Below are 25,106 nucleotides of genomic sequence, written 5' to 3'. Positions count from 1 at the left end.
GAAGGATCGGCGCCATTAGAGCCCTCCGCCGCACGCGGGTGCTGCCGTCCGCTGCCGCACGGCAGGAAATTCTGCCGTATTACCCCCTGTTCACCCAAGATCCTGCGGCGGCGGGGATCAGTCTTGCAGGGCTTGCCGCGCCGCTTCGCGCCCGGCGATCCAGCCGAAGGCGATGGCCGTGAGAAGGCCGTTGCCGGACAGATAGCCCGAGACTTCAGGCCCGGAAACGCCGCAGGCCGCGCCGCCGCCGGCAAAGAGGTTCGGCAGCGCTGTGCCATCGGGGCGCAGCACGCGGGCGTCCCCGCCGATGACGAGGCCGCCCTGGGTGTGGAACAGGGCGCCGGTCACTTTCACCGCATGATAGGGAGGGGTGAGGGCAGGCTTGGCGGTGAAGTCGCGGCCAAATTCATCAGTCATGCCCGCCCAGCCTGCCGCCAGACGGGCGGCTTGCGCCAATGTTTCCGCCAGCTGCGTTTCCGGCAGGCCGATGGCGGCGGCCAGGCTGGCAACATCGGGGGCAGAGCGGATGGCCTTGGCGGCCACGGCTTCGCAGTAGTCGGGAAAGCCAAGGGCGAACTGGTGGATACGCTCGTCGTAGATGTTCCAGGCAACGCCTTGCGGCTGGGCCAGAACATGCACCGCCTGTTCGGAATAGCCCTCGTTCTCGTTGGAGAAGCGGCGGCCTTCCAGATTGACCTGAAACCCGCCTTCCATCATCAGCGCCCAGGAAATCAGGATGCCGTGTGGATGGGCGAGGGAGCCGTGGCCCTGATAGGCGCCAAGATGGGCAAGCTGCGCGCCCAGTTGCTCACCCCAGGCGATGGCATCGCCCGTGTTGCCCTCGTGTCCATAGTAAAGCCCGCCCGCCATCTCCGGAATGTGCCGTGCGATGGCCTCGCGGCTGCCGCCATAGCCGTTGCAGGCCAGCACGATGGACTTTGCGGCGATGATCTCTTCTGCGCCGTCCGGGCGCTGGATGGCGGCGGCGAGGATGCGGCCGTCCGTTCCGGCATAAAGCGTGCTGCACCACGCTTCCGTGACAAGCGGAATGTCCCGCGCTTGCGTGGCAGACAGGAGCCCGGCGATGAGGGCGGCGCCTGTCTTTTCCTTCACCGCATGCATCCGGTGGCGGCTGTGGCCGGGATAGAGGAAGCCCTCCAGCACGATCCACTCGATGCCCGCATGCTTGCCCAGCCACTCCACCGCAGGACCGATGTTCTGGCTGGCGAGGCTTGCCAGATGCGGCAGGGCGCGGTGCTTCGTCTTGGCCTGAATATCGGCCTCGAACCGCTCCGGCGTGTCATCGCTGACGCCGATGGCCTGCTGGTAGCTGGTGGCGGGCGCAGGAACAAAGCCGGAGGACATGGACGTGGAGCCGGAGGGCGAGGCATCCCGCTCCACCACGATCACCTCGGCCCCCGTATCGGCGGCATGAAGCGCAGCGGTGAGGCCGCAGGCACCTGCGCCAATGATCAGCACGCCGGTTTCGATGTCGATCCGGGGCGGTTCTCCAAAGACGGTCTTCGGGGTGCCTGCGTTTTTCATGGCCTTGCTCTCAGAGGGCGTTGACGAGGGCGGTGGCCTCGGCGGTGGTCATCACCTTCGAGATGGTCGAGATGTCGCCCATCGCCTGTGCGTGGGTGGCCGGGGAGAAGGCGGCGCAACCGTCGGACAGGGCAATGGTGCGGAAGTCCCGCACATGCGCGTCCCGCAAGGTGGAGGCGACGCCGCCATTGGTGACGATGCCGCAGACCATCAGCGTGTCGATGCCCGCCTTCTTCAGCACCCATTCAAGGCGCGTCATGTAGAAGGCCGAATAGGCGATCTTCTCCACCGTCAGATCCGCAGGCTGCAGCAGGTCCACAAGCTGGTGGCCCCATGCGCCGGGGCAGAAGTCACCCTTGGCAAGAAAGGGCCGCAGTGACTTCAGATGCGGCGAGATGAAAGGCTCACCTCCCTTGCCGGGCACCAGCGTGAACTGGGTGGAGATGATCCAGCCGCCCCTCTTCCGCAGTGCCTCTGCCAGAGGCAGAATGCGCTGCGGCAGGGCGGCGATGTCCGGGCTGGTCTGCCCGGCACGGCCATAGGCGCCATTCGGATCAAGGAAGTCGTTCTGCAGATCGACGATCAGCAGGCCGGTGCGGGCGGGGTTAAGGGTGTCCAGCTCCATCGCTCACGCCTCCGGACGGATGATCAGGTTGCCGAAGGCATCAACGGTTCCGGCAAGGCCGGGGTCCACGAAGATCGTCGTGTCCGGCTGTTCCAGAATGGCAGGGCCTTCGATGCGGGCACCGGTCATCAGTTGCAGGCGCTCATAGATGCCTGCCTCATGCCAGGTGCCGTCCGCGTAGACGCGGCGGGTGCCGGTCCTGCATTCGGCAGCAGACTTTCCATCCACGGGGGCGAAGAGGCGCATGTCCAGCCCCGGACGGCGGCCGATGACGGCGATGCGGTAGTTCATCACGCGCATGGGGATGCCATCGAGCAGACGGCCGAACTGGGCCTTGTAGGCGGCCTCGAATGCGTCGCGGATGGCCTCGCGCGTCAGGCCGTCTGCCGGAATGGTCAGCGGCACATTCACCGTGTGGGTCTGGCCGAGATAGAGCATGTCCAGCTCGAACACCCGGTCAACGGCGGCAAAGGCGACACCGGCGGTGGCCAGCAGCTCTTCCGTTTCCGCCGCAGCGGCCAGCATGTCGGCGCCAAGCTGACCTGCGTCGATCGTGTCCAGCACCCGGTTGACGGTCTGCACCCGGTCATGCCGCATGTCGGCGACGACGCAGCCAAGCGCCGAGGTGACGCCGGGAAAGCGCGGGACGAGGGCGGAGCCGAGGCCCACATCCTTGATCAGTGCGCCCGTGTGCAGCGAGCCGCCGCCACCGAAGGGCATGGCGGCGAACTGGGCCGGATCGTGCCCTTTCTCGATGGAGACGAGGCGGATGGCGCCGGCCATCTTGGCATTGGCAAGCCGCAGGATTGCTTCGGCTGCATCCTCGATGGAGAGGCCGAGCGGCTCGGCGATATGGCTGCGGATTGCCTCGCGCGAGGCGTTGATGTCGAGCTTCGACAGCTTGCCGCCGATGGGCCGGTCCGGGTTGATGCGGCCCAGCACGAGGTTTGCGTCGGTTACTGTCGGGCGGGTGTTGCCGAGGCCGTAGCACACCGGGCCGGGGTCGGAACCTGCCGATTCCGGACCGACCTGAAGCAGGCCGCTCTTGTCCACTCCAGCGATGGAGCCGCCGCCTGCGCCGATGGTGGTGATCTCGATCATCGGCGTGCGCACGACCATGCCGAAGTCGATGGCCGTCTGTGCAGCCAGCGCTGCCTTGCCGTCTGCGACCAGGGACACGTCAAAGGAGGTGCCGCCCATGTCGCAGGTGATGATGTTGGGGAAGCCCGCTGCTTCCGCGATGGCTGTTGCCGCGATCACCCCGGCTGCGGGGCCGGAGAGGGCGGTGCGCACCGGGTACTTCTTCGCCGTGCCGATGGACATGACCCCGCCATTCGACTGGACGATGAGAATGTCGCCGGTGAAGCCCTGCGCCTTCAGGCCCGTTTCCAGACGGTCCAGATAGGAGGCAACGGCGGGTTGGAGATAGGCGTTGAGCGTTGCCGTTGACAGGCGCTCGAACTCGCGGATCTCGGGCAGGATCTCCGTTGCAGCGGTGACGTAGGAGTTGGGCCAGACGGAACGCACGGCCTCGACGGCGCGGCGCTCGTTGTCATTGTTGGCGTAGCCGTTGATGAAAAAGACGCAGACCGCATCGCAGCCGCTTTCGGCGAGGGCTTTCGCCTGGGCGCGGACTTCTTCCTCATCCACCACCTGCAGCACCGAACCATCGGCGAGCACGCGCTCCTGCACCTCCACCCGGTCCGGACGCTCTACCACGGGGGTGAAGGCGCCCTTCAGGCCCCAGGTCGTGGGCCGGTCGCGGCGGCGCATTTCCAGCACGTCGCGGAAGCCTTCCGTGGTGATGATGCCGGTGCGGGCGCCCTTGCGCTCCAGCAGGGCGTTGGTGCCCACGGTCGTGCCGTGCACCACTGTGCTGATGTCGCCGAAATCTGCCACGCGGGAGGCGATGCCCTCAATGAAGCCCTTCGACTGATCGCCCCGGGTGGAGGGCACCTTTGCGGTGACGATGGTGCCATTGGCCTCATCGAGCACAAAGACATCGGTGAAGGTGCCGCCGACATCGACGCCGATCACATAAGCCGGTTTGTTCATTCTGCAGCCTCCTGACGGCGCAAGTCATTGGTGCGGGTCATGTCAACGGAGCCATCGGCGTTGAGCCTGACGCCATAGGCCGCCTCGGCAGCTTCCGGCGTGACATAGCCAAGGCGCACGTCACGGGCGACGGCCTGCGGATCACGCAGGCGCGGGTCGCCATAGCCGCCGCCACCGGGTGTCTCCAGCCGCAGCTTCTGGCCGCGCTCGATGTGGATGCCGAGCATCTTGGAGACCATCGGCGGGCTGTGCTCGCCATCGGCCTGCTCGTAGGTGAAACGGTTGGTAAGGGCAGATCCGCCGCCAGCAATGCCGGGAGGGGCATATTTGCCGCGCTCGCCGAAGAGGAACACATCTGCCTGCTGCTCCAGCAGCTCGATCTCGTAAACAGCGCCAAGGCCGCCGCGAGTCTGGCCGGGGCCGCCGCTGTCCTGCCGGAGGCTCCATTGGGTGAAGCGGACGGGGTAGGCGCTTTCCAGAATTTCCAGCGGCGGAATGGTCGCCGTCGAAATCGGGGCGTTGCCGTGGTTCAGGCCATCACCGCCTGCATGGGCGCCGTGGCCGCCGCCGAAGAAGGAGAACATGACCCAGCGCTTGCCATCCTGCCGGTGCCCGGCCAGTGACAGCGCGTTGATGGTGCCATAGGCGCAGGCCATCGCCGGCTCCGGCGCAATCTTCGCCACAGCCTGAAACACCACGTCGATGAGACGCAGGATCGTTTCGGTGTAACCGCCGACCGGCTTGGGCGCCTTGACGGAGAGCAGGCTGTCCTCGGGGATGATGAAATCCACCGGCTCCAGCACGCCCGCATTGGCCGGGACATCGCCGAAGATGTGCTTCAGCGCCACATAGCAAGCGGCAATTGCTGTTGCGCGGGAGATGTTGACCGGGCCGAGGCAGGCGGGGGAGGAGCGGGAGAAATCCATGACCATCCGCCCCTCGCGGATCGTCAGATCCAGAGCGATCTTCAGCGGCTCGTCGCGGATGCCGTCATTGTCGAGGAAATCCTCCGCTGAAACGGTGCCCTCGGGCAGCTCGCGGATCTGCGCCCGCATCATCTCTGCGGCGCGGGCCTTCAACTCACCCAGACACTGGGCGACGGTGCCGGAGCCATATTCGTCCAGCAGGCTGGCAACGCGCTTGCGGCCAAGGTCCAGCGCGTTGATCTGGCCGTTGAGGTCGCCGTAAAGCGACAGGGGCAAACGGGAATTGGCGGAGAGAATGTCCACCACGTCCTGCCGGAACTCGCCCTTGTCGAACAGCTTCACCGGCGGGATCAGCATGCCTTCCTGGAAGCACTCGGTGGCGGCCGGGTTGTAGTTGCCCGGAACATTGCCGCCCACATCATGCCAGTGGCCGACAGAGGCGAGGAAACAGAACACCTTGCCATCCCGGAACACCGGCGTGACGAGCCGGAAGTCGGACAGGTGGGTGCCACCGGCGTAAGGATCGTTGAAGATCCACACATCGCCCCCATGGTGCCCGCCCTGTGCGGCGGCCTTGTCGATGACGGCCTTGACCGCAAAGGCCATGACGCCGACGAAAATCGGCAGGCCTGACTTGCCCTGCACAAGGGTTTCGCCGGTTACTGCATCATAGATGCCGTGTGAGGCATCATGTGCTTCGGCGATGATCGGGTTGAAGGCGGAGCGGAACAGGGTCGCGTCCATTTCGTCGGCGATCTGTTCCAGCCGGCCCTTGAGGATGGCCAGCGTGACGGCATCGATACTCATTCAGGCACTTCCTTCGTCATAACGGCTGCCGGCGGCCAGCATCTGCGGTGTCCCGATCACGCCGTTGATCCCGGCAAGGTCGAGCATGCGGTTGCGGAAGGCTTCATTGGAGCCATTGGCGATGAGATTGGCGTAATAGTCGCGGGCGGTGGCTGCGATGGCGCGGACAATGCCGCCCGGGAAAATGACGAAGCTGAAGCCCAGCTCCTCCAGACCGGCGGCATCGACGATGGGCGTCTTGCCGCCTTCCACCATGTTGGCCATCAGCGGCACGCGCCCGGCAAAGCGGCGGACGATCTCCTGCATCTGGGCAAGCGACTGCGGCGCCTCGATGAACAGCATGTCCGCTCCTGCATCCACATAGGCTTCGGCCCGGTCCATGGCGGCATCGAAGCCCTCCACGGCGATGGCATCGGTGCGGCCAATGATGAGGGTTTCGCTGCTGGCGCGGGCATCGCAGGCGGCGCGGATCTTGCCCGCCATCTCGCGGGTGGAAATCAGCGTCTTGCCATCCAGATGGCCGCAGCGTTTGGGCATGGTCTGGTCTTCAAGCTGAAGCCCGTTGGCGCCCATGCGCTCGAAACAGCGCACCGTGCGCTGCACGTTCAGCGCATTGCCGAAGCCGTTGTCCGCATCCACAATGATCGGCAGGGTGATACGGTCACGCACGGCGGCGATGGTTTCAGCCACTTCCGTCATGGAGACGAGCCCGATATCCGGCCGCCCGAGGCGGGTGTAGGCAATCGACGCGCCCGAGAGATAGACGGCCTTCGCCCCGGCCTGTTCGGCCATAAGCCCCGTGAGCGGATCGTAGATGCCGGGGGCGAGCAGGATCTGCTTCTGCCCCAGTCTTTGCTTCAGGTGCATCATCCCTGCTCCTTGCCGCGCTGGTTCGCGAATCTTTTCTTGAGGTGAGGCACCAGCCCGCCATCGGCGAGCAGGGCCTTGAGGTTTTCCGGAAGCGGGTTGAGCTGCACCACCGGCCCGCTTTCGAGCCGCAGTGCATCCGCCTCCATGTCGAGAATTGCCCTTGCGCCGTCCGTCACGGGGCCAAGGTCACTGGCCGTCAGCACCGGAAGGCCGAGGTTGATGGCGTTGCGGTAGAAGATCCCGGCAAAGGACCGGGCGATAACGGCAGCAAGGCCCAGATGCTTCAGCGCCTCAGCCGCCTGTTCGCGGGAAGAGCCCATGCCGAAGTTCTTGCCCGCCACCAGAATGTCGCCGGGGCGCACGCTGGCGGCAAAGCCGGGCAGCACGCCTTCAAGGCAATGGGCTGCCAGTTCGCCGATGCCGCCCTTCATGTACTGGCCGGGGGCGAGCTGGTCGGTGTCGATATCATCCCCGGCGAGGAAGATACGCGCTGCCGCAGTGGCGTTCCTGTCTGGCGTGCTCATGCGCAGGCCTCCCCATTGGCGGTCAGAAACTCGCGCGGGTCGGTGATGTGTCCGGTGATGGCAGCCGCGGCGACCGTGAAGGGCGAGCCGAGCCAGACCCTGGAACTGGCCGCGCCCATGCGGCCCTTGAAGTTGCGCGCCGTGGAGGAGATGCAGGTCACGTCCTCGCCCAGCCGGTGCGTGCCATAGCCCGCGCAGATGCCGCAGGCGTTGGGCAGCAGCTTGGCGCCCGCTTCCTCCAGCGCGCCAAGAATGCCCTCACGCGCGGCCCTTTCCTGATCGCGGCGGGAGGAGGGGGCCAGCAGCAGCTCGACGCCGGGGGCGACCTTGCGGCCCTTCAGCACGCGGGCGGCGTTCTTCATATCCTCGTATTTCGCACCGGTGCAGGCCCCGAGATAGGCCACCTGCACCGCCGTTCCGGCGGCGTCGCCCACCGGTCCGGAGTTCGCGGGCGAATGCGGGGCAGCCACCTGCGGCGCGAGAGCGGCGGCATCGAAGACGTGATGCTCCAGCAATGGCGCGCCTTCACCGGTGCGCAGGCGCTGCCAGTCCGTTGCGGTAAGGTCTGCGCCGCCTGCGGCCAGATAGGCCACGGTTGTCTCGTCCGGGGCGATGAGGCCGGTCTGGCCGCCCAGTTCCGCTGCCATGTTGGAGAGGGTCATCCGCTCCTGCATGGACAGGGCGCGGATGGCCTCTCCGGTGTATTCCACCGCCTGATATTTGCCGCCATCCATGCCAAGGCGGCCGCAAAGGGCGAGCATGATGTCCTTGGCCGTTACCCCGTCACCAAGGCGGCCCTGCCATTCGATGAGGATGGTCTGCGGCACCTGCAGCCAGATTTCGCCCGTGGCCAGCACCCCGGCCATTTCCGTGGCGCCAACACCGAACATGTAGGCCCCGAAGGCGCCGCCCGTCGGGGAATGGCTGTCACCGCCCACGGCCAGCATGCCCGGCTTCAGATGCCCGCGTTCGGGCAGGATGACGTGGCAGATGCCTTCCCCGTCATGGAAGGCCACGCCGGTTTCCCGTGCGAAGGCGCGGGTGAGTTCGAGGATCTTTGCCCCTTCCTCCGTGTCGCCGGGGACGAAATGGTCCGAGATCAGCACCACGCGGGAGGGATCGAACAGGCCGGTGCCCAGCTCCTTCAGGATCGGCGCCACCCGGCGCGGGCCGCCGCTGTCGTGGATCATGGCGAGATCCACCTTCGCGGTGACGATGCTGCCCGGCTCCACCGTCTCCTGTGCGCAGGCGCGGGCGATGATCTTCTGTGCCAGCGTCGTCTGCATCACGAGAGCCCCAGGTAGGAGCGCTTCAGCTCCGGATTGTCCATGAGTTCAGCTGCCGGGCCGGAGAGGGTGATCTCCCCGTTCTCCATGACGAAGGCGCGCCCGGCGATTTCCATGGATTGCAGCACGTTCTGCTCCACCAGCAGGATCGGCAGTCCATCGGCATTGAGGCGGCTGATGAGGGTGAACATTTCCTCCACCAGCAGCGGCGACAGGCCGATGGAGGGCTCATCAAGGATCAGCAGTTCCGGCTCGGCCATCATGCCCCGGCCAATGGCCAGCATCTGCTGCTCGCCGCCGGAAAGGGTGCCCGCCTTCTGGGCGAAGCGCTCCTTCAGGCGCGGGAAGATGCCAGTGATCTTCTCCATGTTGCGCGCCCTGTTGGCCTTGCCGCGCCGGTAGGCTCCCAGCTCCAGGTTCTCCCGCACGGAAAGGTTCGGGAAGATGTGGCGCCCTTCAGGCACATGGATCAGGCCGCGTTCCACGATCTTTTCGGAAGGCAGACCGGTGAGTTTCTCACCCTTGAACAGGATCTCGCCGCCCCATGGCCTGATGAGGCCGGAGAGCAGGGCGCTTGCCGTTGTCTTGCCTGCACCGTTGGAGCCCAGAAGCGCGGCGATCTCGCCGGGGCGGATGTCGAAACTGACGCCGCGCAGCACTTCCACCGGGCCATAGCCGCCGCGCAGGTTCTTCACCTCAAGCATGGCTTGCCTCCGCCTTTGCATTCATCCGGGCGGCCATGCCCTTGCCGAGATAGGCCTCGATCACCACCGGGTCGGCGACCACATCCTTCGGCGCTCCTTCGGCAATCAGCGTGCCCTGGTTCAGCACCCAGGTGTGCTCCGAAAGGCTCATCACCGCCTGCATCACATGCTCGATCAGCAGGATGGTGATGCCCTCGTCCTTGAGAGAGCGGATGACCGGGATGATGTCGCGGATTTCGGACGGATTGAGACCGGCCAGAACCTCATCAAACAGGATCATGCGCGGGTTCGTGGCAAGGGCGCGGGCCACCTCCAGCCGCTTGCGGCCTGCGACGGTGAGGCTTGCCGCATCCTGATCCAGCCTGTCTCCCAGCCCCACCTTGCGGGCGACGGCCTCTGCATGTGCCAGCGCCTCGCGGCGGGAGCGGATCTTCAGATGCGCGCCAACGGCGATGTTCTCCCGCACCGTCTGGCCCCGGAAAGGCTGCACGATCTGGAAGGTGCGGATCATGCCCATGGCGGCGATATCCTGCGGCTGGCGGCCGGTGATGACCTGACCGTCGAAGGACACCTGACCGGCATCCGGCTGATAGAAGCCAGTGATGACCGCAAAGAGCGTTGTCTTGCCTGCGCCATTTGGTCCGATCAGCGAGGTGATGCGGCCTTCCGGCACCTTCATGGAGATGTTGTTGGAGGCAACCAGCCCGCCAAAGCGCTTGGTGACGCCGTGGACTTCAAGCAGCGTGGTGTCAGTCATGGCTCTGCCCTCCGTTGGCGGCGGTTCTGGCGGACGGCCTGGCAGACTTGCGGGTCTTGCCGTTCAGCAGTCCGGCCAGTCCGCGCGGGGCGAACAGGACGACGATGACCAGCAGCACGCCATAGAGCACAAGGCTCGCCCCCGGCAGGCCGCCGGTCAGCTCGCGGGTGACTTCCGACAGGCCATGCAGGGCGGCAGCGCCCGCCAGCGGGCCGAAGAGCGTGCCCATGCCGCCGATGATCGGCACCAGCAGGCTTTCCACGGATACGGCCGGGCCATAGGCGATGGACGGATCGAGATAGAGGAAATACTGGGCGTAGAAGACCCCGGCGAGGCCGGAAAAAAGCCCCGACAGGATGATGGCGCTCATCTTGATACGGAACGGGTCCACACCAAGTGCCCGCGCTGCATCCTCGTTGTCACGCACGGCCATCAGCCTTGCACCAAAGCGGGAGTTGCCGATCCACCAGACGGTGAGGAAAGCCGCGAAGGTGATGGCGAGCAGCAGCCAGAAGAAGCCGTCCTTGCTGGCAAATTGCAGGTTGGCCATGCCGGGCTTCAGTGGAATGAGGATGCCGACACCTGCCCCGGTGAAGGGCATGGAATTGGCGAGAATGCGCAGCACCTCGGCAAAGGCGAGGGTTACGAGCGCAAAGTAGGAGCCGCGCAGGCCATAACGGAAGGTGGTGAAGCCGATGAAGGCCGCAACGGCCATCGCCAGCACAGCGCCTGCCACAAGGCCTGCCCACGGGCTGAGACCTGCGCTGACCTGCAGCACCGCGACCGTATAGGCCCCCGTGCCGAAGAAGGCGGCGTGGCCGAAGGAAAACTGGCCGCCATAGCCGCCGAGAATGTTCCAGGCCTGCCCGAGCAGGGAGGCATAGAGCGTCATGATGATCAGGTTCAGCCAGAAATCCGACACGATGACCAGAGGGGCCAGCGACAGGAGCCCGAACAGCACGAGGAGAATGACGAGGTTGCGCATGGTCCTACACCTTGTGTCCGAGCAGGCCGGCCGGGCGGAAGACCAGAACCAGGATGAAGATCACGAAGATGCCGAGCTGGCCGAGGCTTTCGCCGAGGAACAGGCCACCCAGTGCTTCGACGACACCGATGATGAGGCCGCCGATCAGTGCCCCGGCAAAGGAGCCCATGCCGCCCAGCACCACGATGGTGAAGGCAATCAGCACGAAGCCCTGACCCACGGTGGGGCTGACGTAGTAACTCGGCAGCAGCAGGCAGGCCGCGACGCCCAGGCAGGCGACGCCGATGCCGAAGCTCATGGCGAAGACATGGCCCGTGTTGATGCCCACCAGCCTTGCGCCCTTTGGCTCTTTGGCGAGGGCCCGTATGGCGCGGCCAAGGTCGGTGCGGGCCATCATCACCCACAGCAGCGCAGCCGTGACCAGCGCGCCGATGAGGGCATAGACCTTCGGCTGGGGGATGAAGGCGCCGAAGATCTCGAAGACTTCGAAACTGTAGGGCGTGTCGATGATGCGCGTGTCGGACTTGAACAGCATCAGCGCAAGGTTCTCGATCACGATTGAAAGGCCGAGGGTGACGAGCAGGATGTTCTCGTCCCGCCCGTGGCTTGCGCGGGTGATGACAAAGCGCTGCAGGCCATAGCCGAGTGCGAACATGACCGGCGGCACGATGGCCAGCGCAACGTAGGGATCAACGCCCAGGCTGACATTCAGAAAGAATACGCCATAGAGCGCCAGCATCAGCAGTGCGCCATGGGCGAAGTTAATGATGTGCAGGACCCCGTAGATGAGCGTGAGCCCAAGGGCGACGAGGGCGTAAAGCGCACCTGTCGTGAGCCCGTTCAAGACGGACGGGATGATGATCGCAAGATCTGGCATGACGAACCGCTCTGCTGAGGATAGGGGTGCCGGGCGGTCAACCGCCCGGCAGCCGGATGCAGGAGCGCCTTGCTTATCCGTTCATCGGATAGACGGGCATGGCGGAGGCGAAGTTCTGCGGGAAGATCACCTCGATCTCACCCTTCTGGATCTGCGTGTTCACCGGCAGGGCGCCAACGTTCTGGCCGTTGATCATCTGCGTCTCCTTGTAGGGCATGTAGGACATGTCCAGCGTGGAGGCGGCGAGGGCCGCATTGACAGCAGCCTTGTCCGTCGTGCCGGCGCGCTCATAGGCATCGGCCAGGGCAAGCACCGCGTTGTAGGTCAGGAACACCTCGTAGGTGTAGATGAGCCCCTTGGCTTCGGCTGCGGCCTTGCGCTTCAGGGCCACTTCGGACTTTGGATTGAACCAGTGGTTGCAATCCATGATCAGGTCAGCCGCTTCAGGGAATTCCCTGACGAACTTGTAGTTCGACGCAGCGCCGCCGAGCACCGAGTAGATGCCCTTGGCCTCGACCTTCTGCTGGCGCATGGAGCGGGCCAGAAGGACATATTCGTTGTAGTAGTTCGCCGGAATGATCAGGTCCGGCTTCTTCGACTTCAGCTGCAGCACGATGTTGGTGAAGTCGCGGGTCGGGTTGGCGTGTTTGATGACCTCGATTACTTCGATTCCGATTTCCGGCAGGCGCTTGGACAGCAGTTCCGCCGTGCCAGTGCCGAAGAGGGATTCCTCGTGGATGATCATCGCCGTCTTGGACGGGGAAGAGGTCAGGCTGTTGAGGGCGGCCAGGTTGCTGATGGCAAAGTCTGCACAGGCGCCGTAGCCGGGGCTGAACCGGAACGTGTTGGTCAGGCCGCGGGACATGATGTTGTCGGCAACGCCAACGTCCACCACGTGGGGAATGTTGGTCTTGGCCGCTTCCTGTGAGGTCGCCAGCGAGATGGCGGAAGAGTAGCCCGCGACGATGCCGTCAACACCGGCTTCTGCCAGCTTGGTCACTTCTGCCGCGCCGATCTCCGGCTTGCCCTGGCTGTCCGACAGCAAGGCTTCCAGCTTGGCGCCGCCCAGCGACTTGATGCCGCCTGCCGCGTTGATGTCCTCGATCGCCATCATCGCGCCCTCGCGGCACTGGGTGCCGGAGAAGGCAACAAATCCCGATACGGGATGAATGAGGCCGATCTTTACGGATGCGGGCTGGGCCCGCAGCACGGCAGGAAAGCCGCTGACGCCCGCGGCAAGGGCCGCTGCGCCGGTTGCTGCCAGAAAATCACGCCGTCTCAGTCCACCAGTTCCAACCTTCTCAGTCATGTCTGTCTCCCGGACACGCTGCATCCCGCAGCTGTCAGATCCCCGGAATCCCCTAGCTTTTATCCCCCGCCGGCCGGGACCGGCGCGGAGCTTGTTGTGGTCCACCGCGGGCTGCCGTCACCGGTGACCCGCCGCATGGACATTTCGAAACGGTAGAGATCGGGCCTGTAGAGAACCCGGATGTACTCAACTGGCCGCTCGGTGCTGTCGCGCACCACGCGGCGCACCTCGATCAGCGGGGCGCCGGCGTGGATATCGAGCGCCCCGGCCACATCGGCTTCGGCCAGCGTTGCGGAAATGGTTTGGCGGGCAGAGGCCACCGCCACGCCCGCGCGCTCCAGAAGATGCAGCAGCGGAATGCGGTTCAGCTCTTCATGCTCGTAATTGCGCCCGATATCGCCGGGCACATAGGTGACGAGATAGGACATGGGCTCGCCATTGAGGCGGCGCACACGCACGGCGCGCTGCACCTCGCCGCCCGGCTCCATTTCCAGAGCATGGGCTATGTCCTCGCTGGCGGGCAGATAGCTGAACTCCAGCACGGTTGCCTCGGTGGAAAGGCCCATGAGGGAGATGTTCTCAAGCCAGCCCTCGATGGACGAGGTGACAGCCGGTGACGGCGGGCGCTGCAGAACGCGGGTGCCGCGTCCGCGTTCGCGCACCACCAGCCCGGCATCCGCCAGCTCGTTCAGGGCACGCTTGGCGGTGATGCGGGAGACGCCGAACTCGTTGGTGAGATCCTGCTCGGAAGGCACAAGCTGCCCCTCGGCCAGCTCGCCCGTGTAGATCCGGTTCCGTAGGATCATGAAGATCTGGTGATAGAGCGGGACGCGGCCAGCCGTGTTGAGCCGGGCCGTTGCCCTGGGCTCTCCGGTTTCTGCTCCGGTATCTGGCGTGTTCGTTGCGTCTTGCATCAAGCTGTCCTCTCCCGAACGCCTCAAGTTGATATGAAAATATACCATTATGTCAACCGAGGCTGTTGCATATATTTTTGCCACGGCTGATTTCCGCCCACACCGCAAAGCGGCAAAGCCTCTGGCGCGGACCGGAAACCGCTTGGATAAACGAGACTATTGCATGGGAAACGGTGGCGCGGCAGGCATCTGAGATGCCTGCAATTTGAGCGGCTAGCGCTTTGCCCGGCTGCCTTCGAGGATGAGGCCGGCGATCTTGCTGGCGGCGGGCGTGAGTGTGCTGCCGCTGCGGCGGATGAGGCCGTAGGGTTCCACCTCGATGCGAAGATCCATCGGCAGGACACCGTAGACGGTGCCTTCGTCCTGGGCGAAGGTATCGGCAACGGCCTTGGCGACAGGGGCGATGGAATCGCTGTCCCGGATGATGGCGAGCGTCAGCAGGAAGGACGCTGTGGAAAGCTGCTGGCGCGGCGGAGGAAGTCCGAGGCTGCTCAGGCGGCGGATGACGGCGCGGCCCAGCACACTGTCGGGGCTCGGCATGACCCAGTCGTGCCGGATGACATCCTCCAGCGCCGTGCTGCCGGACTTGAGCAGCGGATGATCATGCCTGACCATGAGGCTGACAGGTTCGGGTTCCATCACCTGCATTTCCACCAGAGACGGATCACTGATGCCGACGAGGCGCCCCACGGCAAAGTCGATCCGGCCAGCCATCAGCGCCTTGCACAGATTGTCGGACGTATCCACGATCACCTCGATCAGCAGGCCGGGATTGAGCTCGCGCGCCTTCTGGACCGCCGGCAGCACGTGCTCGATGGACGGGGCCGTCACAGACCCGATGCGCACCTCGCCCTTGCTGCCTTCAGCCAGTTCTTCGATTTCCCGGCCCGCATCATCCAGCTCCTGCAGGATACGGGCAGCGCGGCGGGCAAGAGCCTGCCCGCTGCTGGTCAGGGAGAGGCCCCGTCCCTCGCGCTGGTGCACCGGCTGGCCGATGATGCGCTCGATTTCCGCCAGCAGGCGGGAGGCGGCTGGCTGCGTCATCCCCAGAAGCGTTGCGGCCACGCTGACCTGCGGCCGGTCGCCCAAAGTGGCCATCAGCCGAAGATGTGAGAGTTTCAGCCCGCGCTGGTGAAGACTGCTGGTGCGGAAGGAGTTATTCATATCTAATTTGCTATGTTTGATGGATATAATCGAATTTGACAGTTATGTTTTGCCGGTGCAAGCCTTCCCGCGGTGAATGGACCTCAAGCCGGGAGAAGCGGCGGGGCCAACGCCCATTTGACGCCCTATGCGCTTAGGGCGGGGGAGGAAACTGATATGAAACTGACCAAACGCGCCTTTCTGGCGCTGACCCTTGCTGGCACCCTGCTGACTGCTCCTGCCATGATGACGTCCAGCGTCTTTGCTCAGGACAAGGGCTTCATCGGCATCTCGATGCCGACCAAGTCATCTGCCCGTTGGATTTCCGACGGAAACTCGATGGTCGAGCAGTTCCAGAAGGCCGGTTTCCAGACAGATCTTCAGTATGCTGAAGATGACATTCCGAACCAGCTGGCGCAGATCGAGAACATGATCACCAAAGGGGTGGATGTGCTCGTGATTGCTGCCATCGACGGCACCACCCTGTCGAACGCGCTGGAAAACGCCAATGCAGCCGGCATCAAGGTCATCGCTTATGACCGCCTGATCCGCGACAGCGGCAATGTCGACTATTATGCCACCTTCGACAACTTCAAGGTTGGTGTGCAGCAGGCCGAAAGCCTGGTGAAGGGCCTGAAGGAGCGGTTCCCGGATACCAAGCCCTGGAATGTTGAGCTGTTCGGCGGCTCGCCCGACGATAACAACGCCTACTTCTTCTACAACGGCGCCATGTCCGTTCTGCAGCCGCTGATCGATTCCGGTGAGGTTGCCATTCCGTCCGGCCAGATGGGCATGGATGTTGTCGGCACCCTGCGCTGGGACGGCGCTGTGGCTCAGGCCCGCATGGACAACCTGCTCTCGGCCAACTACGGCGGCAAGCAGGTCAATGGCGTTCTGTCTCCCTATGATGGCCTGTCCATTGGCATCCTGTCCTCGCTCAAGGGCGTGGGATACGGTTCCGGCGACATGAAGATGCCGGTCGTCACCGGTCAGGACGCTGAGGTTCCGTCCGTCAAGTCGATGATCGCCGGTGAGCAGTATTCGACGGTGTTCAAGGACACCCGCGAGCTGGCCCGCGTCACCGTTGGCATGGCCGAAGCCCTGCTGGGCGGCAAGGAGCCGGAAATCAACGACACCAAGACCTATGACAATGGCGTCAAGGTGGTGCCGTCCTACCTGCTCGAGCCCGTCTCGGTCGATGCGACCAACTATGAAGAGATCCTCGTGGGCTCCGGTTACTACACCGCTGACCAGCTGAAGTGATCTGACATCCGCATGCAAGGCCCGCTCTGGCTCAGACCGGGGCGGGCCTCCTGCATCCTGCAAGGTTCCCCGAGAGGTTACCCTGAGAGGTTCAATGGCAACCCTTCTGGAAATGCGCGGCATCTCCAAGGTTTTCCCCGGCGTCAAGGCGCTCGACAGGGTGAACCTGACCGTGGAAGAGGGCGAGATTCACGCCATCTGCGGCGAAAACGGCGCGGGCAAGAGCACTCTGATGAAGGTGCTGTCCGGCGTCTATGGTTACGGCTCCTATGAGGGCGACATCATCTATGCCGGCGAAACGCTGCAGATGCGCTCCATCAAGGACAGCGAGGCCAAGGGCATCATCATCATTCACCAGGAGCTGGCGCTGGTGCCGCTTCTGTCCATCGCCGAGAACCTGTTCCTTGGCAACGAGGTTGCCACCAACGGCGTGATCAACTGGCCGCAGACCTTTGCGCGCACCGCCGAATATCTGAAGAAGGTGGGCCTCAACGAAGCCCCGGCCACCAAGGTGGAGAAGCTGGGTGTCGGCAAGCAGCAGCTCGTCGAGATTGCCAAGGCTTTGGCAAAGGATGTCCGGCTGCTCATTCTTGATGAGCCGACGGCGGCACTGCAGGAAAACGACAGCCAGAAGCTGCTGGACCTGATGCTGGAGCTGAAGGCGCAAGGGGTGACCTCCATCCTCATCTCGCACAAGCTCAACGAGATCTCCCGTGTTGCCGACCGCATCACCATCCTGCGCGACGGCACGACCGTGTCCACGATTGACCGGGCGGACATCACCGAAGAGCGGATCATCCGTGACATGGTGGGCCGCGACATGGCGCACCGGTATCCGGACCGGGAGCACAAGCCCGGTGAAGTGCTGATGGAAGTGTCGGGCTGGAACGTCTGGCACCCGGAAGTGCGCGAGCGCCAGGTCATCGCGGATGCCGCATTTACCGTCCGTCAGGGCGAGATCGTCGGCATTGCCGGTCTTATGGGCTCTGGCCGGACCGAATTGGCGATGAGCATCTTCGGCAAGGCCTATGGCCGCAACATCTCCGGCTCCGTCCGTATGGGCGGCAAAGAGGTGGATACCTCCACCGTATCGAAAGCCGTCGATGCCGGGCTTGCCTATGTGACGGAAGACCGCAAGGAACTCGGCCTCATTCTGGACGAGCCGATCGTGCGCAACATCAGCCTTGCCAATCTGGCCGGCATTGCCACCAAGGGCGTTCTGGACAAGCACCGGGAGAAGAAGATCGCTGAAGACTACCGCCGTGCCATGTCCATCCGCACGCCGGGTGTGCATCAGAAAGCGGTGAACCTGTCGGGCGGAAACCAGCAGAAGGTGGTGCTGTCAAAGTGGCTCTTCACCGATCCGCAGGTGCTCATTCTGGATGAGCCGACGCGCGGCATCGACGTGGGCGCCAAGTTCGAAATCTACACGATCATGAACGAGCTGGTCGCGCAAGGACGTGGCGTCGTCATGATCTCGTCGGAGATGCCGGAACTTCTGGGCATGTGCGACCGCATTTATGTGATGAACGAGGGACGGATCGTCGGCGAGCTCGGCAAGGCGGAAGCCAGCCAGGAGCGGATCATGGCCATGATCCTCAAGACAGTGAACAAGGAAAAGGTGGCGTGATGGCGGGGCAAACGGCATCTGAACGCAAGGATCTGAGCACGCTTCTGGGCGGGCATCTCCGGGAAAACGGCATGCTGATGGCGCTGGTCGCCATCGTTGCCTTCTTCACCATCGTGCTGCAGCTCCGGGAGCAGCCGGTCAACTTCCTGCAGCCGCAGATCATCACCAACGTGTTCCTGCAGAACGGGCACATCATCGTTCTGGCGCTGGGCATGCTGCTGGTCATCGTCGCCGGCCACATCGACCTGTCGGTCGGCTCGGTTGCAGCCTTCACAGGCGCCATTGCGGCCTGGCTGACGGTGCAGCAGGGATTGCCCTATTATGTCGTCATTCCCCTGACGCTGATCGTCGGCGGCATCATCGGCGCCATGCAGGGCTACTGGATCGCCTTCTGGCGCATCCCTTCCTTCATCGTGACGCTGGCCGGCATGATGGTGTTCCGCGGTGCCACAATGTGGATGCTGGGCGGGCAGAACATCGGCCCATTCCCGAGGGAATTCCAGGCCATGTCCAACGGTTTCATCCCGGATCTGCTGGGGATTGGCCGCCCGCACGGTCTGACGCTGCTGGTCATCGCCGTTGCCATCATTGCCGTGTTCCTTTTTGGCCTGCGCGGCCGGGCGCGTGAACAGCAGTTCAGCGTGGTGCAGGAGCCGATGGCCTTCTTCATCGGCCGCAATGTGCTGATTGCGCTGGCGCTGGCCTTCGTCGGCTATCAGCTGGCTTCCTTCCGTGGCCTGCCGAACGTGCTGGTGGTGGTGACGCTGCTGACCGTGCTTTACGCCTTCCTGACGGAAAACACCTCGATTGGCCGGCGCATCTATGCGGTGGGTGGCAACGAGAAGGCCGCCAAGCTCTCCGGCATCAAGACCGACCGGCTTGTGTTCTTCTGCTTCGTCAACATGGGTGTGCTCTCGGCCCTCGCCGGCATGATGGTGACGGCCCGTCTCAACTCGGCAACGCCGAAGGCCGGCACCGGCTTCGAACTGGTGGCCATTGCCTCGGTCTTCATCGGCGGGGCGTCCATGACGGGCGGGTCCGGCAAGATCATGGGCGTGGTCATTGGCGCGCTCTTCATGGGCGTAATGAACATGGGCATGTCGATCATGAGTATCGGCATCGACTATCAGCAGATGATCATCGGCCTCGTCCTCCTCGCCGCCGTCATCTTCGACGTCTACAGCAAGAACAAGTGAGGCTTACATGCTGATTTCCCAGCTCCGCAATCCGGATGGCTCCATCTCTGTCGTGGTTCGTGATGGCGGCAAGGCTGCGATCCTGCGCGGTACGGCCAGCACCTATGAACTGGCCATGGCGGCCGCTTCCAGCGGGCGCAGCCTGAAGGCCGTCATTGAAGGACGCGGCCTCGGCGAGACCGTCGATCTGGTGCAGGCCGCCGAAGAGGGCCGCCTGATGCTTCCGATCACCCATCCGGACCCGGCGCATCTGCACCTGACCGGCACGGGCCTTACCCATCTGGGCTCGGCTTCTGCCCGCGATGCCATGCATGCCAAGCTCGAAGGCGCCGAGACGCTGACCGATTCCATGAAGATGTTCCGCATGGGCCTTGAGGGCGGACGCCCGGAAAGCGGTGCCGTGGGTGCGCAGCCGGAATGGTTCTACAAGGGCAATGGCTTTGCCGCCGTTGCCAGCGGCGAGCCGCTTGAAGCGCCCGGTTTTGCCGAGGATGGCGGCGAGGAGCCGGAACTTGCCGGCATCTATGTGATTGCCCCTGATGGCACGCCCTGCCGCGTGGGCTGGGCGGTGGCCAATGAGTTCTCCGACCATGTGACCGAGCGTGTGAACTATCTGTGGCTTGCCCATTCCAAGCTGCGCCATGCTTCCTTCGGTCCCGAGATCCTCGTGGGTGACATGCCCGCCGATGTGCGCGGCACGTCGCGCATCCGCCGCGATGGCAAGGTGCTGTGGGAAAAGCCGTTCCTGTCGGGCGAAGCCAACATGTCGCATACGCTCGCCAATCTGGAGCACCACCACTTCAAGTATGGTCTGTTCCGCCAGCCGGGTGATGTGCATGTCCATATGTTCGGCACGGCGACCCTGTCCTTCGCCGATGGTGTGCGCACGCAGGCAGGTGATGTTTTCGAGATCGAGGCAGAAGGCTTCGGTCTGCCGCTCGTCAATCCCCTGGTCTTCGCGCCCAAAGAAACCGGCGCCCTGACTGTCAAAGCACTGTGAGACCGAGATGACCTTCAAACCCGCTCCCTGGCCCCGCAAGCTCCGTTCGCAGGAATGGTTCGGCGGAACGTCGCGCGATGCCATCTATCATCGCGGCTGGATGAAGAACCAGGGCTTCCCGCATGACCTGTTCGATGGCCGCCCGGTCATCGGCATCCTCAACACCTGGTCCGAACTGACCCCCTGCAACGCCCATCTCAATGATCTGGCGCAGCGGGTGAAGAACGGCATCTACGAGGCAGGCGGCTTCCCGGTGGAAGTGCCGGTGTTCTCTGCCAGCGAGAGCGCCTTCCGCCCGACCGCGATGATGTTCCGCAACCTTGCGGCCATGGCGGTGGAAGAGGCTATGCGCGGCCAGCCGATGGATGGCTGCGTGCTGATGGTGGGCTGCGACAAGACCACGCCCAGCTTGCTGATGGCCGCTGCCTCCACCAACCTGCCGTCCATCGTTGTCACCGGTGGTCCGATGCTCAACGGCTACTACCGCAATGAGCGCGTCGGTTCCGGCACGCATCTGTGGAAGTTCTCCGAAGCGGTGAAGGCGGGCGAAATGACCGCTGCCGAATTCGCCGAAGCCGAAGCCTCCATGTCGCGCAGCCCCGGCTCGTGCAACACCATGGGCACGGCTTCCACCATGGCCAGCATGGCCGAAGCGCTCGGCATGGCCCTGTCCGGCAACGCCGCCATTCCGGCAGTGGACAGCCGCCGCCGCGTTATGGCGCAGATGACCGGCCGCCGCATCGTGCAGATGGTGAAGGACGACCTGAAGCCTTCCGACGTGATGACCAAGCAGGCCTTCGAGAACGCCATCCGCACCAATGCGGCCATCGGCGGCTCGACCAATGCGGTGATCCATCTGCTGGCGATAGCCGGCCGCGTCGGCATCGACCTGTCGCTGGACGATTGGGACCGCTGCGGCCGCGACGTGCCTACAATCGTCAACCTGATGCCCTCCGGCAAGTACCTGATGGAAGAGTTCTTCTATGCAGGCGGCCTGCCGGTGGTGATCAAGCGCCTTGGCGAGGCGGGCCTGTTGCACAAGGATGCGCTGACCGTTTCGGGCGAGAGCATGTGGGATCAGGTCAAGGACGTTGTGAACCACAACGAGGACGTGATCCTGCCCGCAGAGAAGGCGCTGACCCAGTCGGGCGGCATCGTCGTTCTGCGCGGCAATCTGGCGCCAAAGGGTGCGGTGCTGAAGCCGTCCGCCGCCACCCCGTCGCTGATGAAGCACCGTGGCCGGGCTGTGGTCTTCGAGGACATCGACGACTACAAGGCCAAGATCAACGACGAGGCGCTCGACATTGACGAGACCTGCGTGATGGTGCTGAAGAACTGCGGCCCGCGCGGCTATCCCGGCATGGCCGAGGTGGGCAACATGGGCCTGCCTCCGAAGGTGCTGCGCAAGGGCATCACCGATATGGTGCGTATCTCCGACGCCCGCATGTCCGGCACCGCTTTTGGCACCGTGCTGCTGCACACCTCTCCGGAAGCTGCCGTCGGCGGCCCTCTGGCGGTGGTGCAGGATGGTGACTACATCGAGCTGGATGTGGAAGCCCGCCGTATTCACCTCGACATTCCGCAGGAAGAGCTGGACCGGCGCCTCGCCGCCTGGACACCGCGCATCACGCCGCCGGACAGCGGCTATGCCATGCTGCACCACAAGCATGTGACGGGTGCTGATACGGGCGCGGACCTTGACTTCCTCAAGGGCTGCCGTGGCGCCCCGGTGGGCAGGGACTCGCACTGATGTCCGCAAGCCTTCCCGTTGCGCTGGTGGGCATCGGCAAGATCGCCGTTGACCAGCATGTGCCCGCTCTGGCCGCCAGTTCCGACTGGCGGCTTGAGGCAACCGTTTCCCGTCAGGGGCAGGTGGACGGCGTGCCGTCCTACCGCGATTTCGTGCAGATGCTGGCAGAGCGGCCGGACATTTCCGTGATTTCCCTGTGCCTGCCGCCGGTGCCGCGCTTCACCTATGCGGAAGCGGCGCTGAAGGCCGGCCGCCACGTGATGCTGGAAAAGCCGCCGGGAGCAACGCTTGCCGAGGTGCATGCGCTGGAAGCGCTGGCCGCTGAACGCGGACTGACGCTGTTTGCCACCTGGCACAGCCGCATGGCCAATGCGGTGGAGCCGGCGCGCCAGTGGCTCTCCACCCGTAAGGTCACGCGCGCCCACATCACCTGGCGCGAGGATGTGCGCAAGTGGCATCCAGGTCAGGACTGGGTGTTTGAGCCGGGCGGCATGGGCGTGTTTGATCCGGGCATCAATGCCCTGTCGATCCTGACCGCCATCCTGCCCATGCCGGTTCATCTTGTCAGCGCAGAGTTGACCTTCCCGGAAAACCGCCAGACGCCGATCGCGGCGGATCTGACGTTCTCGGGCAATGTCTCGGCGGACTTTGACTGGCGGCAGGAAGGCCCGCAGACCTGGGATATCGAGGTCGAGACGGACGCCGGATCGCTGGTGCTGCGCAAGGGCGGTGCGGAGATGGAAACCTCGGACGGTGAACGGATTGAAGGTCCTGACCGTGAATATCCGCGCCTCTATGCCCATATGGCAGAGTTGGTGCGTGGCGGAAAACGGGATGTGGACTTGACGCCTATGGTCCATGTGTCCGATGCCATGACCCTTGGACGGCGGCTTGTGACCGAGCCGTTCCACTTCTAATCAAAGAGAGAGATCATGCTGACCGGAAAGCACCTGATCGCCGGAACCTGGGTTGCAGGTTCTGAAGTCTTTTCCTCTTCGCCCGTCACGGGCGAGCCCCGCCAGTTCGCCGCTGGCGGCCCGGCAGAGGTGGACGCGGCGGTGAAGGCCGCTGAAGCAGCTTTTGCCGCTTATGCCGCCACCTCCCGTGAGGAGCGCGCCGTCTTCCTGGAGCGCATCGCCACGGAAATCGAGGCACGCGGCGCGGAAATCACCGAAGTGGCTGCCGCTGAAAGCGCGCTGCCCACCGCCCGTCTTGAAGGCGAGCGCGGCCGCACCACAGGCCAGCTGCGCCTGTTCGCTGCCGAGATCCGCAAGGGCGCCTATCTGGATGTGCGCAAGGACGCGGCCCTGCCGGACCGCGCTCCACTGCCGCGCCCGGAAATCCGCCTGATCCAGCGCCCCATCGGACCGGTGGCCGTGTTCGGTGCATCCAACTTCCCGCTGGCCTTCTCCACGGCTGGTGGCGACACCGCCAGCGCGCTGGCTGCCGGCTGCCCGGTGGTGGTCAAGGGCCATCCGGCCCATCCCGGCACGGGCGAGCTGGTGGCGCAGGCGATTGATGCGGCCATCAAGGCTTGTGGCATGCCGGCAGGCGTGTTCTCGCTGATCCAGGGTCCCTCGCGGGAGCTGGGCGAGGCGCTGGTGCGCCATCCGCTGATCAAGGCTGTCGGCTTCACCGGTTCGCTGGGTGGCGGGCGTGCGCTGTTCGACCTGTGCGCCTCGCGCCCCGAGCCGATCCCCTTCTTCGGCGAGCTGGGCAGCGTCAACCCGGTCTTCATTCTGCCCGCAGCCCATGCAGCACGCGGCGAGGCGATTGCCAAGGGCTGGGCCGGAAGCCTGACCATGGGCGTCGGCCAGTTCTGCACCAACCCCGGCCTCGTGCTGGTCATGGACGGGGCAGGGGCAGATGCCTTCATCGCCACGGCGGAAGCAGCCCTGAAGGAAGTCGCGCCGCAGACCATGCTGACGGACGGCATCGCGTCGGCCTTTGCCGCAGGTGCTGAAAAGATCGCCGCCACGGGCGCTGCCAAGGCTCGCCTCACCGGCACCTGCCCGGCCCGTCAGGCCGCGCCGCACCTGTTCGAGACGACAGGCGCGCAGCTTCTCGCCAATCCGGCGCTGACGCATGAAGTCTTTGGCCCGCTCGGCATCGTCGTGCGCGTCAAGGACAAGGAAGAGCTGACCCGCATCGCCGAAAGCTTCGAGGGCCAGCTGACCGTGACGCTGCAGATGGATGATGGCGATGTGGAACTCGCCGCCAGCCTGATGCCGGTGCTGGAGCGCAAGGCAGGCCGCATCCTGGCCAACGGCTTCCCGACCGGCGTGGAAGTCTGCGACGCCATGGTCCATGGCGGCCCTTATCCGGCCTCGACCAACTTCGGCGCCACCTCGGTCGGCACCATGGCCATCCGCCGCTGGCTCCGCCCCGTCAGCTACCAGAACCTCCCCGAAGCCCTGCTGCCCGCCGACCTGCGTTGATCCGGCAAGAGGCTTTCTGAAACACCAAGCCCCCGGCGAGCGATCGCCGGGGGCTTTTGTTTAAGCGGTGGCTTCCCGCCTTCCATTGTTTTTCGTCATGCCACTGCTTGACCGTGGCATCCATTCCCTGACCTGTCGGGTTGAGGAAAGTCTAATTTAATTCAGTGAGTTAGATTGGTGTTGTGCCGCTGGGATAGGTCACGGCATGGATGCCATGGTCAAGCCATGGCATGACGAAGGAGGAGGGGGAGCGCTTTTCTCGGGCCGGGTTCTCATCATTCATGCCGGGGGGGGCTTTGGGGCCTTTTAGCAGCGAGTGATGTCGGGAAAGATCGCATTTTTGTCCCGCAGCCTTTCGATTTCCGTCATGCCATGGCTTGACCATGGCATCCATTTCCTGACCTGCCGGATCGGGGAAAGTGCAAATGAATTTAGTTATTTAGAGTAATGCTGTACCGCTCGGATAGGGCTCGGCGTGGATGCCATGGTCGAGCCATGGCAT

Annotated in this window: 21 protein-coding genes; 7 read left to right on the top strand and 14 right to left on the bottom strand. The window is 64.3% G+C overall.

Annotated features, from left to right (window positions below; genetic code table 11):
- Positions 1 to 117 precede the first annotated feature (117 nt).
- The 14 genes from V6L75_RS08285 to V6L75_RS08220 all read right to left on the bottom strand — a co-directional run bounded on the left by V6L75_RS08285 (position 118) and on the right by V6L75_RS08220 (position 15,348).
- On the bottom strand, positions 118 to 1,545 hold the full coding sequence (locus tag V6L75_RS08285; RefSeq protein WP_334251035.1) for an FAD-dependent oxidoreductase: 1,428 nt from the start codon (positions 1,543 to 1,545) through the stop codon (positions 118 to 120).
- 10 nt (positions 1,546 to 1,555) lie between these two features.
- Positions 1,556 to 2,170, bottom strand: coding sequence for a cysteine hydrolase family protein (locus tag V6L75_RS08280; RefSeq protein WP_334251034.1), 615 nt, complete (start codon positions 2,168 to 2,170; stop codon positions 1,556 to 1,558).
- Positions 2,171 to 2,173: 3 nt separating this feature from the next.
- A complete protein-coding gene (locus V6L75_RS08275) occupies positions 2,174 to 4,225 on the bottom strand; it encodes a hydantoinase/oxoprolinase family protein (protein WP_334251033.1) in 2,052 nt (683 codons plus the stop codon).
- Complete coding sequence (locus V6L75_RS08270) at positions 4,222 to 5,958, bottom strand: hydantoinase B/oxoprolinase family protein (RefSeq protein WP_334251032.1); 1,737 nt, start codon at positions 5,956 to 5,958, stop codon at positions 4,222 to 4,224. Before V6L75_RS08270 ends, V6L75_RS08275 begins: the two co-directional genes overlap by 4 nt.
- The gene (locus V6L75_RS08265; protein WP_334251245.1) at positions 5,959 to 6,825 is read right to left on the bottom strand and encodes an isocitrate lyase/PEP mutase family protein; all 867 of its coding nucleotides are present in this window, start codon (positions 6,823 to 6,825) and stop codon (positions 5,959 to 5,961) included.
- Positions 6,825 to 7,352: a LeuD/DmdB family oxidoreductase small subunit gene (locus V6L75_RS08260; RefSeq protein WP_334251031.1), complete on the bottom strand. Its 528-nt coding sequence runs from the start codon at positions 7,350 to 7,352 to the stop codon at positions 6,825 to 6,827. The genes V6L75_RS08265 and V6L75_RS08260 overlap by 1 nt, the downstream gene beginning before the upstream one ends.
- On the bottom strand, positions 7,349 to 8,638 hold the full coding sequence (locus tag V6L75_RS08255; protein WP_334251030.1) for an aconitase/3-isopropylmalate dehydratase large subunit family protein: 1,290 nt from the start codon (positions 8,636 to 8,638) through the stop codon (positions 7,349 to 7,351). Before V6L75_RS08255 ends, V6L75_RS08260 begins: the two co-directional genes overlap by 4 nt.
- The gene (locus V6L75_RS08250) at positions 8,638 to 9,342 is read right to left on the bottom strand and encodes an ABC transporter ATP-binding protein (RefSeq protein WP_334251029.1); all 705 of its coding nucleotides are present in this window, start codon (positions 9,340 to 9,342) and stop codon (positions 8,638 to 8,640) included. Before V6L75_RS08250 ends, V6L75_RS08255 begins: the two co-directional genes overlap by 1 nt.
- Complete coding sequence (locus V6L75_RS08245; RefSeq protein WP_334251028.1) at positions 9,335 to 10,099, bottom strand: ABC transporter ATP-binding protein; 765 nt, start codon at positions 10,097 to 10,099, stop codon at positions 9,335 to 9,337. Before V6L75_RS08245 ends, V6L75_RS08250 begins: the two co-directional genes overlap by 8 nt.
- Positions 10,092 to 11,084, bottom strand: coding sequence for a branched-chain amino acid ABC transporter permease (locus V6L75_RS08240; RefSeq protein WP_334251026.1), 993 nt, complete (start codon positions 11,082 to 11,084; stop codon positions 10,092 to 10,094). Before V6L75_RS08240 ends, V6L75_RS08245 begins: the two co-directional genes overlap by 8 nt.
- A 4-nt stretch (positions 11,085 to 11,088) precedes the next feature.
- Positions 11,089 to 11,961, bottom strand: coding sequence for a branched-chain amino acid ABC transporter permease (locus V6L75_RS08235; RefSeq protein ID WP_334251025.1), 873 nt, complete (start codon positions 11,959 to 11,961; stop codon positions 11,089 to 11,091).
- 73 nt (positions 11,962 to 12,034) lie between these two features.
- Complete coding sequence (locus V6L75_RS08230; protein ID WP_334251024.1) at positions 12,035 to 13,270, bottom strand: ABC transporter substrate-binding protein; 1,236 nt, start codon at positions 13,268 to 13,270, stop codon at positions 12,035 to 12,037.
- A gap of 59 nt (positions 13,271 to 13,329) precedes the next feature.
- On the bottom strand, positions 13,330 to 14,184 hold the full coding sequence (locus tag V6L75_RS08225; RefSeq protein ID WP_334251023.1) for a GntR family transcriptional regulator: 855 nt from the start codon (positions 14,182 to 14,184) through the stop codon (positions 13,330 to 13,332).
- Positions 14,185 to 14,397: 213 nt separating this feature from the next.
- A complete protein-coding gene (locus V6L75_RS08220; RefSeq protein ID WP_334251022.1) occupies positions 14,398 to 15,348 on the bottom strand; it encodes a LysR substrate-binding domain-containing protein in 951 nt (316 codons plus the stop codon).
- A gap of 156 nt (positions 15,349 to 15,504) precedes the next feature.
- Between V6L75_RS08220 and chvE the strand changes: the two genes are divergently transcribed.
- The 7 genes from chvE (at position 15,505) to V6L75_RS08185 (ending at position 24,604) form a co-directional block, all read left to right on the top strand.
- Positions 15,505 to 16,590: a multiple monosaccharide ABC transporter substrate-binding protein gene (chvE, locus tag V6L75_RS08215; protein WP_425498713.1), complete on the top strand. Its 1,086-nt coding sequence runs from the start codon at positions 15,505 to 15,507 to the stop codon at positions 16,588 to 16,590.
- A 94-nt stretch (positions 16,591 to 16,684) separates the two neighbouring features.
- Positions 16,685 to 18,220 (top strand): multiple monosaccharide ABC transporter ATP-binding protein, encoded by a 1,536-nt coding sequence (gene mmsA, locus V6L75_RS08210; protein WP_334251021.1) that lies wholly within the window; start codon positions 16,685 to 16,687, stop codon positions 18,218 to 18,220.
- Positions 18,220 to 19,416, top strand: coding sequence for a multiple monosaccharide ABC transporter permease (gene mmsB, locus V6L75_RS08205; RefSeq protein WP_334251020.1), 1,197 nt, complete (start codon positions 18,220 to 18,222; stop codon positions 19,414 to 19,416). Before mmsA ends, mmsB begins: the two co-directional genes overlap by 1 nt.
- A gap of 7 nt (positions 19,417 to 19,423) precedes the next feature.
- Positions 19,424 to 20,416 (top strand): AraD1 family protein, encoded by a 993-nt coding sequence (gene araD1 / locus V6L75_RS08200; protein WP_334251019.1) that lies wholly within the window; start codon positions 19,424 to 19,426, stop codon positions 20,414 to 20,416.
- Between the two features lie 7 nt (positions 20,417 to 20,423).
- The gene (araD, locus tag V6L75_RS08195; protein ID WP_334251018.1) at positions 20,424 to 22,166 is read left to right on the top strand and encodes an L-arabinonate dehydratase; all 1,743 of its coding nucleotides are present in this window, start codon (positions 20,424 to 20,426) and stop codon (positions 22,164 to 22,166) included.
- Positions 22,166 to 23,083, top strand: a complete 918-nt coding sequence (locus V6L75_RS08190) for a Gfo/Idh/MocA family protein (protein ID WP_334251017.1) — start codon at positions 22,166 to 22,168, stop codon at positions 23,081 to 23,083. Before araD ends, V6L75_RS08190 begins: the two co-directional genes overlap by 1 nt.
- 15 nt (positions 23,084 to 23,098) lie before the next feature.
- Positions 23,099 to 24,604 (top strand): aldehyde dehydrogenase (NADP(+)), encoded by a 1,506-nt coding sequence (locus V6L75_RS08185; protein WP_334251016.1) that lies wholly within the window; start codon positions 23,099 to 23,101, stop codon positions 24,602 to 24,604.
- The last annotated feature ends 502 nt before the right edge of the window (positions 24,605 to 25,106 follow it).

Source organism: Pannonibacter anstelovis (assembly GCF_036881715.1).
Taxonomy (GTDB): Bacteria; Pseudomonadota; Alphaproteobacteria; order Rhizobiales; family Stappiaceae; genus Pannonibacter; species Pannonibacter anstelovis.
Note: the sequence above shows the minus strand (reverse complement) of the source record. Positions and strands in the feature narration are given on the sequence as shown.

Excerpts from the sequence above, each read along its gene's own strand:
- V6L75_RS08185 (WP_334251016.1), top strand. The coding sequence starts at position 23,099 with ATGCTGACCGGAAAGCACCTGATCGCCGGAACCTGGGTTGCAGGTTCT.
- V6L75_RS08245 (WP_334251028.1), bottom strand. The coding sequence starts at position 10,099 with ATGACTGACACCACGCTGCTTGAAGTCCACGGCGTCACCAAGCGCTTT.
- V6L75_RS08260 (WP_334251031.1), bottom strand. The coding sequence starts at position 7,352 with ATGAGCACGCCAGACAGGAACGCCACTGCGGCAGCGCGTATCTTCCTC.
- V6L75_RS08255 (WP_334251030.1), bottom strand. The coding sequence starts at position 8,638 with ATGCAGACGACGCTGGCACAGAAGATCATCGCCCGCGCCTGCGCACAG.
- V6L75_RS08240 (WP_334251026.1), bottom strand. The coding sequence starts at position 11,084 with ATGCGCAACCTCGTCATTCTCCTCGTGCTGTTCGGGCTCCTGTCGCTG.
- chvE (WP_425498713.1), top strand. The coding sequence starts at position 15,505 with ATGAAACTGACCAAACGCGCCTTTCTGGCGCTGACCCTTGCTGGCACC.
- araD (WP_334251018.1), top strand. The coding sequence starts at position 20,424 with ATGACCTTCAAACCCGCTCCCTGGCCCCGCAAGCTCCGTTCGCAGGAA.
- V6L75_RS08280 (WP_334251034.1), bottom strand. The coding sequence starts at position 2,170 with ATGGAGCTGGACACCCTTAACCCCGCCCGCACCGGCCTGCTGATCGTC.
- V6L75_RS08235 (WP_334251025.1), bottom strand. The coding sequence starts at position 11,961 with ATGCCAGATCTTGCGATCATCATCCCGTCCGTCTTGAACGGGCTCACG.
- mmsB (WP_334251020.1), top strand. The coding sequence starts at position 18,220 with ATGGCGGGGCAAACGGCATCTGAACGCAAGGATCTGAGCACGCTTCTG.
- V6L75_RS08275 (WP_334251033.1), bottom strand. The coding sequence starts at position 4,225 with ATGAACAAACCGGCTTATGTGATCGGCGTCGATGTCGGCGGCACCTTC.
- araD1 (WP_334251019.1), top strand. The coding sequence starts at position 19,424 with ATGCTGATTTCCCAGCTCCGCAATCCGGATGGCTCCATCTCTGTCGTG.
- V6L75_RS08230 (WP_334251024.1), bottom strand. The coding sequence starts at position 13,270 with ATGACTGAGAAGGTTGGAACTGGTGGACTGAGACGGCGTGATTTTCTG.
- V6L75_RS08285 (WP_334251035.1), bottom strand. The coding sequence starts at position 1,545 with ATGAAAAACGCAGGCACCCCGAAGACCGTCTTTGGAGAACCGCCCCGG.
- V6L75_RS08270 (WP_334251032.1), bottom strand. The coding sequence starts at position 5,958 with ATGAGTATCGATGCCGTCACGCTGGCCATCCTCAAGGGCCGGCTGGAA.
- V6L75_RS08220 (WP_334251022.1), bottom strand. The coding sequence starts at position 15,348 with ATGAATAACTCCTTCCGCACCAGCAGTCTTCACCAGCGCGGGCTGAAA.
- V6L75_RS08225 (WP_334251023.1), bottom strand. The coding sequence starts at position 14,184 with ATGCAAGACGCAACGAACACGCCAGATACCGGAGCAGAAACCGGAGAG.
- V6L75_RS08190 (WP_334251017.1), top strand. The coding sequence starts at position 22,166 with ATGTCCGCAAGCCTTCCCGTTGCGCTGGTGGGCATCGGCAAGATCGCC.
- V6L75_RS08265 (WP_334251245.1), bottom strand. The coding sequence starts at position 6,825 with ATGCACCTGAAGCAAAGACTGGGGCAGAAGCAGATCCTGCTCGCCCCC.
- V6L75_RS08250 (WP_334251029.1), bottom strand. The coding sequence starts at position 9,342 with ATGCTTGAGGTGAAGAACCTGCGCGGCGGCTATGGCCCGGTGGAAGTG.
- mmsA (WP_334251021.1), top strand. The coding sequence starts at position 16,685 with ATGGCAACCCTTCTGGAAATGCGCGGCATCTCCAAGGTTTTCCCCGGC.